This window comes from Paraburkholderia sp. (assembly GCF_036488795.1).
Classification (GTDB): Bacteria; Pseudomonadota; Gammaproteobacteria; order Burkholderiales; family Burkholderiaceae; genus Paraburkholderia.
In genome coordinates, this window is sequence record NZ_DASXHA010000013.1 from 91,507 (window position 1) to 103,126 (window position 11,620).

General features: G+C 61.7%; 12 protein-coding genes. 7 read left to right on the forward strand and 5 right to left on the reverse strand.

Annotated features, from left to right (window positions below):
* The first annotated feature begins 24 nt into the window (after positions 1–24).
* Positions 25–153, forward strand: coding sequence for a hypothetical protein (locus tag VGH41_RS02000; RefSeq protein ID WP_331595662.1), 129 nt, complete (start codon positions 25–27; stop codon positions 151–153).
* Between the two features lie 49 nt (positions 154–202).
* Positions 203–2,161, forward strand: coding sequence for a PAS domain S-box protein (locus tag VGH41_RS02005; RefSeq protein WP_331595663.1), 1,959 nt, complete (start codon positions 203–205; stop codon positions 2,159–2,161).
* Between the two features lie 265 nt (positions 2,162–2,426).
* Here the strand turns inward: VGH41_RS02005 and hutC are convergent, their stop codons facing one another.
* A complete protein-coding gene (gene hutC / locus VGH41_RS02010) occupies positions 2,427–3,188 on the reverse strand; it encodes a histidine utilization repressor (RefSeq protein ID WP_331595664.1) in 762 nt (253 codons plus the stop codon).
* A gap of 183 nt (positions 3,189–3,371) precedes the next feature.
* On the opposite strand from hutC, the gene VGH41_RS02015 reads away from it, so the two are divergent.
* Genes VGH41_RS02015 through VGH41_RS02030 form a run of 4 tightly spaced genes read left to right on the forward strand, consistent with a single transcriptional unit; the run spans position 3,372 to position 6,945 of the window.
* Positions 3,372–4,235, forward strand: coding sequence for an ABC transporter substrate-binding protein (locus VGH41_RS02015; RefSeq protein WP_331595665.1), 864 nt, complete (start codon positions 3,372–3,374; stop codon positions 4,233–4,235).
* A 15-nt stretch (positions 4,236–4,250) separates the two neighbouring features.
* A complete protein-coding gene (locus tag VGH41_RS02020) occupies positions 4,251–5,363 on the forward strand; it encodes an amino acid ABC transporter permease (protein ID WP_331595666.1) in 1,113 nt (370 codons plus the stop codon).
* Positions 5,364–5,376: 13 nt separating this feature from the next.
* A complete protein-coding gene (locus VGH41_RS02025; protein WP_331595678.1) occupies positions 5,377–6,114 on the forward strand; it encodes an amino acid ABC transporter ATP-binding protein in 738 nt (245 codons plus the stop codon).
* 24 nt (positions 6,115–6,138) lie between these two features.
* Positions 6,139–6,945, forward strand: coding sequence for a TauD/TfdA dioxygenase family protein (locus VGH41_RS02030; RefSeq protein WP_331595667.1), 807 nt, complete (start codon positions 6,139–6,141; stop codon positions 6,943–6,945).
* A 257-nt stretch (positions 6,946–7,202) separates the two neighbouring features.
* Here the strand turns inward: VGH41_RS02030 and VGH41_RS02035 are convergent, their stop codons facing one another.
* Positions 7,203–7,340 carry a DUF3563 family protein gene (locus tag VGH41_RS02035; protein WP_331595668.1) on the reverse strand — a complete coding sequence of 46 codons (138 nt, stop codon included), beginning with the start codon at positions 7,338–7,340 and terminating at the stop codon, positions 7,203–7,205.
* A 114-nt stretch (positions 7,341–7,454) separates the two neighbouring features.
* On the opposite strand from VGH41_RS02035, the gene VGH41_RS02040 reads away from it, so the two are divergent.
* Positions 7,455–8,441: a LysR family transcriptional regulator gene (locus tag VGH41_RS02040; protein ID WP_331595669.1), complete on the forward strand. Its 987-nt coding sequence runs from the start codon at positions 7,455–7,457 to the stop codon at positions 8,439–8,441.
* Between the two features lie 197 nt (positions 8,442–8,638).
* Here the strand turns inward: VGH41_RS02040 and VGH41_RS02045 are convergent, their stop codons facing one another.
* The 3 genes from VGH41_RS02045 to VGH41_RS02055 form a co-directional block, all read right to left on the reverse strand.
* Entirely contained in the window at positions 8,639–9,568 is a 930-nt protein-coding gene (locus VGH41_RS02045) for a LysR substrate-binding domain-containing protein (RefSeq protein ID WP_331595670.1), read from the reverse strand.
* 228 nt (positions 9,569–9,796) lie between these two features.
* Entirely contained in the window at positions 9,797–10,960 is a 1,164-nt protein-coding gene (locus tag VGH41_RS02050) for a TDT family transporter (protein ID WP_331595671.1), read from the reverse strand.
* 161 nt (positions 10,961–11,121) lie between these two features.
* Positions 11,122–11,620 (reverse strand): DUF934 domain-containing protein (locus VGH41_RS02055; protein ID WP_331595672.1); only part of this gene is annotated, 499 nt, incomplete at its 5' end.

Sequence of the window (11,620 nt, forward strand, 5' to 3'; positions counted from 1 at the left end):
CACGCCACGGCCGAAGTTACCGGCATGGGTTACATCAACGGCAAAAATGTCGCGGCCGCTTGCGACAACTCGCAATCAGGAGCAGCCGCGCGGCGCTTCACCCGCTTACGTAGCGTGCGCAAAGAAAGCGTCGGGATTCAGAGCATTCTCTGATTGAACGGCTTTATATATGATTGGTACATTCCCTCCGGCCCTGCAATCAATGAACATCGCAAACGGCTTGCCCACCGAGGCATCCGACACTCCCGAGCAACCCGCTCCCCGCTCGCCCGTACTGGGGACGGACGAGCAGTACCACGCGCTCGTCGATGCGATCGAAGATTGCGCCATCTTTCTGCTTGACCTCGAGGGCTGCGTGACGAGCTGGAACACCGGCGCCCGCAGGCTGAAAGGCTATGCTGCCCATGAGATCATCGGCCAGCATTTCTCGCGCTTTTATCTGCCCGAGGCGCTCGCGCGGGGCTGGCCCGACTACGAACTTCAGCAGACCAAAGCGACTGGCCGCTTCGAGGATGAAGGCTGGCGAGTGCGTAAGGACGGCACGACGTTCTGGGCCAACGTCGTCATCACGGCGGTCCACGATCAGGCCGGAAGGCATATCGGCTACGCAAAATACACGCGCGATCTCACCGCAAAGCGCGAGGAGGAAGAAAAGCTGCGGCAAAGCGAAGAGCGCTTTCGTCTGCTGGTGGAAGGGGTCAGCGACTACGCGATTTTCATGCTGGATCCGCAGGGACATGTCGCGAGCTGGAACAACGGTGCCTTGCTGATCAAGGGCTATCGGGCCACCGAAATCCTCGGCAAGCACTTTTCGATTTTCTACCGGCCGGAAGAACTCGCCGCCGACTTGCCCGCGATCGAGCTGGAGACGGCCACGCGTGCCGGACGCCTCGAAAACGAAGGCTGGCGGGTGCGTAAGGACGGTTCGGTGTTCTGGGCCAACGTCGTGATCACGGCGATTTACGACGGCCAGCGTGTCCTGCGTGGTTTCGCCAAGGTGACGCGCGATATGAGCGAGCGCAAGCGGCTCGAGCAGCTGGAGACGTCAAGCAAACGCATCAGCGAATTCCTCGCCACGCTTGCGCACGAGTTGCGCAATCCGCTCGCGCCGGTACGCAATGCGATCGGCGTGATGCAGCTGGAGGAGGGGCTCAGCGCGCGGGCACAGAGTTGCCGGGACATGATCGACAGACAGACTGCACACCTTGGACGTCTGGTCGACGATCTGCTCGATATGGGCCGGATCACGACCGGCAAGATTGAACTCAGGCTGGTGCGCTCGGAGATAGGCGACATTCTTGCGCGCAGCGTCGAGCTGGTGCGTCCGATGCTCGACGAACGCCAGCAAAGCGTGAAGGTGCTGATGGTTGAGGCGCCATTGAGCGTGAAAGGCGACCTGACGAGGCTCGTGCAGGTGTTCCAGAATCTGTTGAATAACGCGTCAAAGTTTTCTCCGCGCGGCAGCGAAATCGTCATCGACGTAAAGCGGGATCTGAACGCCTTGCTACTGCACGTGACGGATCCGGGGCGCGGCATTTCAGCGAACGGGCTGAACGCCATCTTCGATCTGTTCGTGCAGGAGGATCATCATCTGAATCCGAGCGAAGCGGGCCTGGGAATCGGCCTCACGTTATGCCGGTCGATTGTCGAAATGCACGGCGGCACGATTACGGCCGCCAGTGGCGGGATGGGGCTAGGCAGCACGTTCACCGTCCGTCTTCCGTATAACGCCGCGGATGACAGTGCCGACGGCGCTCCGGCTGCGAGGCGTGTCGATGCGTCTGACGGTGCGGAACGTCTGCGGATTGTGGTGATTGACGACAACCGCGACTCGGCCGACAGCCTCGCGATGCTGCTCGAACTCAAAGATCAACACGTGCGGGTGGCGTACGACGGCAAGGAGGGGGTCGAGGCAGTGCGCGGATTTAGGCCGCATCTGGTGCTGCTCGATCTGGCGTTGCCGGATATGGATGGCTTTGCCGTGCTACGGACACTGCGCTCGCAATGGTGGTCCAACGACGTGTTCGTGGCGGCGATGACCGGGTTTGGGCAGCAGAGCGACAAAGAGCGGTCCGCTGCGGCCGGCTTCGATGCGCATCTGGTGAAGCCGGTGAGTCTGGAGTTGCTGGATGGGTTGCTGGCGGAGGCTGGGCGGAGGTAGTTTGCGAGCTGTCTGCGTTTGTCAGCCGGTGATCGTTTTGTTGATTTGACATAAGATAAATTAGCGAACTTTTTTCTATTAGAGCTTTTTAGAAATGTCCGGTTCTGGCTCATTAGAAATGTCCGGTTTCCTGCTCCGGGCTGGCTGCTGTGGCGCATGCTGCGGCTTCACAGCCAGCCCGGAGCCTGACCATGAACGGACGTGGATTGATCATGATGAGCATGCACGAGCTTCGAAAGCCGCCCGAAAATGACAGATGACGCTATCAATGATCCAGACGTGGTTGACCTGGCGAAGCGGATGAACGCGGCGATACGCTGGTCGGCGTGAAGCGGGCCACGAGGCGTTGCAGATCGCCCGGGAACCATAGGCGCACGCTCGTGATCAGTGCGCCCATTCGCCATGTCTGCCGGTCCACTACGAGGCAGGCTTGTCCCGGCTCGATGCCAAGCAGTGCCGCTACGTCGTCAGGCGCGTTGCGCGCCGTTATCTGATGCTCCGCCACGTGCCATGGAATATGCCGAAGCAGCCATCCACCGGGTGGTTCGACCGCAAAGTCGACCTGTTGCGCATCCGGTACCGCGTCGAGCACGATCAGCCTGTCTTCGAACGCCACAGGTCGCGCGTCCGCATGGTGAAGACACGACACCGCGAGCACGGTTGCGTGCGGCCCCAGCTTCATCGCTTCCCGGTCGTGTTTCGACGCGCGGCGCTTTCGCTTCGTCAGCAACTCGTAGCGATACAGCTGGCCGCGTGCGACGATTTCCGCCTCGATATCCGGAATCGCCATCACTGCAGACTGCGCGATGGGCCGCATCACGAAGCTGCCGACACGGCGCCGACGCTCGATCAGGCCCGCCTCCGTCAGCGCGGATAACGCCTTGTTGACTGTCATGCGCGCGCAATCGTATTCGACCATCAATTCGTGTTCGAACGGGATGCGGTGGCCGGGCTTCCACTCCCCGGACAGGATGCGCTGCTCGATATCCGCGCGAATGCGCTGGTGTAGGGATTCCTCGCTCTTCATTCTGGATCGCTCCGCTACAACTGCATCCGGTGCCGTGGGCCCCGTTCGCACAGTCCGCATCATCGTCATAATCGCACGATTGCGCATAATGTCTATACATAAGTACTACTCCCAATGGTTTCTGGGTTTCGCGCTTCCTATGCTGAAGAACGCGGTAATGAGAACGCGCCGAAGGAGAACAATATGCATACGGATTCCCGCAAGCGCACGGCCTCGATGCTTTTCACCCTGGCCGTCATCGCGGCGCTCGGTTGCGTCGCGACGCAATCCAGCGCGCAGACTTATGGAAGCTGCACCGTCACCGGCAAGAAAGGTTCTATGCCACTTAAGCCTGCGATCCCGGGCCAGTTGACGGTTGAAGTGTCGCTACCCGCGCCCGGTTGGTGGAACGGTGACACGCCGGAGTCGATGAAGGACGGCTACGAGTACTGCATGGCCGCGAATATCGCCTGGCGCGCAGGGCTCGACAAGGTCGCGGTGCGCAACGTGTCGTGGGATGCGCTGATTGCAGGCCAGACCAAGGACTATGACCTCGCACTGTCCGAAGCGTCGATCACGCCAGAGCGCGCGAAGGTCGTCGATTTTTCGACGCCCTACTTTGATTCCGACATCGGTGCGCTGGTCAAATCGTCGAACAGCGTCACCGCCGGCAATATTCGTACGATGCGTATCGGCGTACACCAGGGCACGACGGGCGCCGACTTCGCGAGCAATGTGCTGAAGCCATCGCAACCCGTCAAGGTGTTCCCCGACACGTCGGGCATGTTCACCGCACTCGCCGCAAACCAGATCGACGTCGTGCTGACCGACACCGCGTACTCGCTCGGTCAGGCCGCCAATTCGCACGGCACGATGAAAGTAGTCGGCCAGTACACGACCGGTGAGAAATACGGCGCGATTTATCCGAAGGGATCGGCAAACTCGGCGGATCTGAACCGCATCATCAAGTCAATGGCCGATGACGGCACACTGAAAATGCTGACGCAGAAGTACCTCGCGGCGGCATGGGGCCAGGATCCGACCCAAATCCCCTACTTCAAGCCATAAGGCCGCGTCGCTCGCATGCAACAACCGCTTGAACTGCAGGCCGCAGACAAAGACCGTTACTGGCACTTTCGCGCTCCGCCCAAAGACACCACGCGGGGCGCATTGGTCGTCACCGTGTTCGCGTTGCTGGTCGTGGCCTGCTTCTGGCGTACGCTCTCCGATCTGCGCGTGGCCCTGGCATCGCTCAGCGTGACGGGCAAGGGATCGGACGCGCTGCTGGTACTGCTCGGCGTCGGTGGGCTGTATCCGCTGGTTCCGGCGCTACGCAGCCTGCGTGCCGCGCAGCGCGCACGCCGCGCTGTCGCCAGCGGCGAACTGGCCGCGGCGCGCACCGCGGCGTCCGCTTCGCGCAGCGACATGTGGACCTCGGCCGGACTCGCAGTCTCGCTGCTGGTCATGCTCGGTTTCATCCAGTTCCTGATCGCGAACGATCTCGCTGTCAGCCGCACGTTCTTCCAGCTGCCGCTGATGGTCGAAACGATGCCGCTCGTCGTCAAGGCGTTCTGGACCAACATCCATATTTTCATGGTGGCTGAAGTGCTGGTGCTGATCGTCGGTCTGGCCGCCGCGATCGCACGGATGACGCCGGGACCCGCAGGCCGTCCGATCCGTGTGCTGGCCGTCACGTACATCGACATATTCCGCGGCTTGCCCGCGATCATCACGATCTACCTGGTAGGCTTCGGCATCTCGCTGACCGGCCTACCGGTTCTGAAAGACCTGTCGCCCGAGTCGTTCGCGATCATCGCGCTGACGCTGACGTCGAGTTCGTATGTCGCGGAGATTTACCGCGCCGGCATCGAAAGCATTCACTGGAGCCAGACCGCGGCGTCACGCTCGCTTGGGCTCTCCTATGCGCAAACGCTGCGCTTCATCGTGATCCCGCAAGCCGTGCGCCGGATGATCCCGCCATTGCTGAACCAGTTCATCAGCTTGCAGAAGGACACCGCGCTCGTGAACATCATCGGTTCGATGGACTCGTTCAACCAGGCGAAGATCATCGCGAGCAATCATTTCAACCTGTCGGCGGTGTCGACGGTGGCCATCATTTTCATCGTAATCACGATCCCGCAGACGCGCCTCGTCGACCGGCTGATCGAAAAACGCCGCCTCGCCGGCAGCATGTGAGACACCTATGCGGCTGATCGAGATCGCCGATATCCGCAAGCGCTACGGGGAGCATACCGTGCTCGACGGGCTGCGACTCGACGTGGACGAACATGAGGTGGTGTGCCTGATCGGGCCGTCCGGCTGCGGCAAGTCCACGCTGCTGCGCTGTATCAATGGCCTCGAGCAGATCGATGGCGGCGAGATCCGTATTCACGGCGATCGGATGACTGGCGCGGGCGTCGACGTCGACGCGCTGCGCCGCGATATCGGCATCGTGTTCCAAAGCTTCAATCTTTTTCCGCATATGACGGTGCTCGCCAACGTGACGCTCGCGCCGATCCGCGTGCTCGGCATGGATCGTCAGGAAGCGGAAGCGAATGCACTGAAGCTGCTCAAGCGGATCGGCCTCGAGCATAAGGCGAACGCCTACCCGGACCGGCTATCCGGCGGCCAGCAGCAGCGCGTCGCTATCGTGCGTGCGTTAGCGATGGGGCCAATGCTGTTGTTGCTGGACGAGATCACGTCGGCGCTCGATCCCGAACTGGTGTCCGAGGTATTGCGCATGGTGCGAGACCTCGCCGCCGAAGGTATGACGATGCTGCTCGCCACGCACGAAATGGTGTTCGCGCGCGAAGTCGCGAGCAAAGTATGCTTCCTCTACGAAGGCCGTGTTCATGAGGAAGGGCCGCCGCAACAGATCTTCGACGAGCCGCGCAACGAACGCACCCGTGTGTTCCTGCAGCGGATCATCGAAGCCGGCCGGCTGTAGTGGCCGCTGCACTGGAGACAGAAGATGAGAATCGAACCGATGACTGGCGCGCTGGGCGCCGAAATTCTCGACATCGACCTGTCGGTGCCGCTGGCACCGGATGCGTTCGTCGCGGTGCGCTGCGCGCTATTCGACTATCAGGTGATCGTGTTTCGCGATCAGCGGCTTACGCTCGATCAGCATAAGAATTTCGCGCGGCAATTTGGTCCACTGCATATTCATCCGTACATCCTCGCGAAGCCGCTCGACGGGCATCCCGAAGTGCTGCGCGTCGTCAAGGAGAAGGACGACCACCGTGTGTTCGGTGAGAAGTGGCATTCGGACGTGACCTTCCTGACGCGGCCCGTGCTCGGTTCGGTCCTCTACGCGATCGACACGCCCAGGCGAGGTGGCGACACGCTGTTCGCGAACATGTACGCAGCCCATGACGCGCTCTCCGCTGCGATGAGGACAATGCTCGACGGCCTCACCGCAATTCACGAGACACCGGTTCCAGAAGTAGACCCGGCGACCGGCCGACCGTTCGAGCCACTTCGACTCGTCAACAGAAGCGGTGAGCATCCGGTGCTGTTCGTCCATCCGGAAACCGGCCGCAAGCTGCTCTACGTGAATTCGACCTACACCACGCATTTCAAGGGCATGACGGTCGAAGAGAGCCGTCCCCTGCTCGAGTACCTGTTCCAGCACGCTACGCAGGCGGCGTTCACGTGCCGCGTCCGCTGGGCGCCGGGCACGGTGACCTTCTGGGACAACCGCAGCACCCAGCATCTGCCGATCAACGACTACCACGGCGAACGGCGCGAAATGCATCGGGTGACGGTCGAGACCTGAGCGGCATTGCGAGCCGATTCGATGCGTGGGACGGCGGCAATCAGGAGGTGCGGCAGGCGTGCCTCAACTGCAGCAGCGAACCTGCTTGGCAACCGGAACCAATGAGTGCTTTCCACCCGTTGCGGACGGCTGCCGCCTCAGCGTGCGACCGGCAGCTTGCGGATTACGGCGGGCGCGGAAATCGTCGGTGACCGCAAGGGTTGCTGCAGCGTACGCTTCGGTCCTTTGGTCCTGTGGTCGCGGCGGCATGACCTCCATCAGCAGCGGCTTTCCAGCGAGCGCATGCGCCGTTCGAGCTCGGCAAGGTCTCGCGCGCCCGCCAGATACTCGTCATTGAGGCGTTGTTCGGCGCGCTCGAACCAGAGGCCAATTCGTGTGAGAAGGAAGGCAAACATAATATGCTCCAAGAAATTGCTTACCAGTGACGCAGTTGGCCAGACGCGGCGCTGCGCATGTGTCTCGCGGCTGTTCTCTGGCGCTGTTAGACGATTCAATCGTAGGCGGCAAATATGCTTACGTATACTTATCGTTTCTTATCAAATACATTAGTGATTCTGTTGAATCAACCCGCTTTCTTTCAGGAGGCACGTACTTTGGAAGTCGGTCGACTGCGGGCGCTCCTGGAGCTGGCGCGAGGCGGCACGATGGCCGCCGCCGCTGAGGCTCTGTTCCTGACGCCTTCGGCGGTGTCACAGCAGATCGCACAACTGGAAGAAGAGGCCGGCGTCAAGCTTACGGAACGTATCGGCCGTGGGGTCAGGCTTACTCCGGCAGGCCACGCGCTGGTGGCGCACGCCGAGCGGCTAATGGTCGTGATTGACGAGGCTCGCTCGGAAATGGCAGAGCTTCGGCGTGAGATAGCCGGCGAGCTGCGCGTCGCCGCGTTTCCGTCGATTGCGTCGGTGGTACTCCCTGACACGGTCAAGGCGCTGCGGCACGCGTTTCCGCGCATGGAGATCGCCATCGAAGAACTGGAGGCGATTGACGGGGTGGCGGCCCTGCGGTCCTGGAGAACGGACATCGCCTTGATTGACGATCTCTCGATTGTCGCGGGCGATAACCGGGAACACGTCACGGTTGTGCCGCTGGCCGAGGATGTGTGGTACGTGACGGTCTCGACCGAGCACCCGCTGAGCAAAAAGCCATCGCTTAGCCTGGTCGATCTCAGAGACGAAACGTGGGCAATGGAATCCAGGAGGGGACCCTTCGGCAGCTTCGTTGCCGATTTATGCCGCCGCGCCGGATTTGAGCCGCTGACCAACGCCAAATGCCGCGGATCAGAGATGGTCGAAGCGATGGTCGCCTCCGGTTGCTCGGTGTCGCTCGCACCCGGACTCAGGATGCTACGCTCGCCGCGCGGCGTGGCATGGATAAAGCTGAGGCCCGAGGTTCGCCGCAAAATCTACGTCGCTTATCGTCGCGGCGAGCGCAACCATCCCATGGTCAAGGTGTTCGTCGATGAAGTCGTCCGGACGGCATCGAGACTCCTGAGCTAGCTGAAGCGCGATGATCGCGCCGCCAGAGGGCCGTTACTCGAATGGAGCCGACGTTCGAAGGTCCGTCTTGACGCTGGACCCAACAACCGGGATTGGCCGGGCCGCGTCGCACAACCGAGCGGATTGCGCGCCCCCGGCGCCCGTCCAATGCATAGGGCAAAAGCCCGCCCCGATTTGTTGTTCCTCGCCGTGCAGTCCTATCGGCGAACCGGATGGCCAGTGAGGCTATCCCGGCATTCCCGTCCTGCCTCGGTCGTCGCCGCGACAAGATCAAACAGCGCCACGCTGCTGGGTGAAAGCGAGCGGCCCTTGAGCCACACCATGTGCAGCGGCCGCTCAATCCGCAGATCCGCCACTTCGATGACGGTCAGTTCCCCGCGGCGCAACTCATCCTTCACGCTCAGCGCGGATACGTACGCAAGCGCATGCTGTGCCAGCAACATGCGTTTGATCGCTTCGGTGTCGCTCACCGACATGAGCGGCTGGATGTTCAGACCAATCCGGGCGTAGGCTTCTTCCACGATTGCGCGCGTGCCGGAGCCAGGCTCGCGCATGATGACGATCTGATCGACCAGATCCTGCGCGCGCAACCGACGACCGGCATCCGGATGGCCTGCAGCGGCAATGACGGCTATCTCGTCGGCACCGATAGGTCGCGCATCCAGGATCGTGTCATCGAAGGGGCCTTCCACAAACCCGAGCGTGAAAGTATGGTCGCGCAAGCCAGCCTCTACCCTTGCGGTATTGGTCACTGTCAGATCGATTGCGACACGCGGAAAGTTCGCATTGAACCGCGCGATCATGTCGGGCACAAAATACACCCCGAGCGTGCCACTTGCACCGATCTTCATATAGCCGGCGGAAAGACCGGCCAATTCCTTCAACTGCCCCTCGGCAGCGTCCGCTAGCGTGAAAATGCGCTCTGCGTAATCGAACAGCACCACGCCAGCCTCCGTGAGCGCCACTCCACGCGGCAGGCGGTCGAACAGCACCATGCCAAGGCGGTCCTCCAGATCGCGGATCTCCCGTGTCACGGCGGGCTGACTGACGTGGAGTCGCAGCGCCCCGGCACTCACGCTACCGGCACGGGCTACTTCATAGAACGCAAGGAGATGGGTGAAATTCATCGCTATCGAATCCACGGCGGTGCGATCGCGCGGTTGCCTGCGTAGCTCATGATTTTGCGGTGCAGTGCAGCTACCATGCTGATGTCTTCGGCCTGCCACATCTTCCCACACTCCGTTCTGCCCTGCTCCATTGACGACCGGCACCCTGACGCCCGGCTTTGCCTGATCTTCCGTGTGGGCGTCGGCGTAAAGGCGAACACCGACGCGCGGCATTTATTCCCAAAGCGGTTACGCGGCTTTCGGCTGCTGCAGACAAGGCGCATGAAACAGATGTCCTCGCAACATCCCATTGACCGTGCGCGTCACGACGACCAGCCAGAAGCCGAGCAGCGCGAGCGCCAGCACGGTACCGAATACGGCAAACGGGGCAAATGCCGTCAGCCGATACAACGTGAGGGTAGCCGAGGCATAAACGCCAATCGGAAAGGTAAAGCCCCACCATCCGAGATTGAAGGTCATGCCTTCGCGTTGATAGCGCACGGTCAGCACCGTCGCGATCAGCAGCCACCAGATGCCCACGCCCCATAACAGCACTCCGACGACCAGCCCGAAATCACGGGCCGCGATTGCGGCCTGCGCGAGCGGCGTACCGGCGAACAGCGTGGGCGCGGCCTGGCCAAGTACCAGCATCCCAAGGCTGCCGGTGCCGATCGGCCCGAGCGTGAGCCAGGACGACGCTGCCATGTCGCGATGCGGTAGTTTGTGCAGGGCCAGGCGTAGAAACACAATCGTCAGAATAGAGAACGCCAGCGGCACCGAGATGGCCCACAGGATGTAGCCGGTTGCGACCATCAGTTGAGCCGCGGCTACCGGCAGGTGCGGCGCAAGCACGCCGGCGCTCGACGCCGTCACTTCCGGCGCAACCAGCGGCAACAGCCAGATTGCGGTGACCTGTTCGAGTGAATGTTGCTGCTTCGTGAACATGCGGTAAGGCACGAGACAGGCAACCAGCAATGCCAGCCCGGCGTCCAGCCACCAGAGCAAATGCGCGGCCTCGAGTGCGGTCGGACCAAACAGCCTTGGGCCGAAGATCGCCAGTCCGTTGACGATCGGGACCAGTCCCATCGGAATGGTGCCCAGAAACATCGACTGGACCGGGTGATCGAGAAGCGGCGCTATCGTCTGTGGAAAGCGGATGAAACGAGCCGCGAAGAGCCCGGCGAAACAGCAGAACAGGGTGCTGTCGACGGCCCATATGGTCATTGCGATCTGCCGGCGCGCGGGGATTTCAACGGGTACCGCCAGCAGGATCAGGAAGAGAATCCCGGTACCCATCGTCATCGCAAACCAGTTCGGCGTGAACTGGCGAATCATTTCGCTGTGGCCGCTCCCGAGGAAAGAATCGCCATGGCGGGACAGCGCGGACTTTTTGTTCCGGGTGAGGCTGATCATTTGAAACGCTCCTGTGCTCCAGTCTGTTGGACCGGGTGGCCGCGACTGATGTAGCAAGTCTAGGAGCGCACATCCCATATGAAAAATACAAGGTTGGCATCTGATCCATGCCTGTTTGATATGTCGCTTTGTCGGGCATCTGCCGGGTCGCGTCGTGCTTGCTAGTGCGAGCTACGCCCGGCTGCGGCCTGCTGCACAGTTTCGACGACGCAGGCAGTCGTTCGGCGGCGAAACAGCGGCACCGGATTATCCACGGCGCCCTGATACTGCACGGTGAATTCGTCGAACGCCTTCAGCGCGTCGTGAAGGTCCTTGTCGGCACGTACCGCGTAGGCGTCGAAACCGCAGCGGAACATGAACGTCAGCTGATCGCGCAGCACGTCGCCGATCGCGCGAAGCTCGCCCTTGTAGCCATAGCGTTCGCGCAGCAGACGCCCGATGCTGTAGCCCCGGCCGTCGCGAAACACCGGGAAATCCACCGCAATCAGCGCGACCCTGTCGAAGTCGGCCACGATGTCTGCCGGTTCGCTATCCGCCGCGAGCCACACGCCGATGTCCGCGGCGCTGCGCGACGCCGTCAACGCTTCACGCCCGGCCTGCCACAACGCCAGCGGCACAATGATCCGGCCGGCCGGCAGTGCATCCACGGCGGGCAACGTG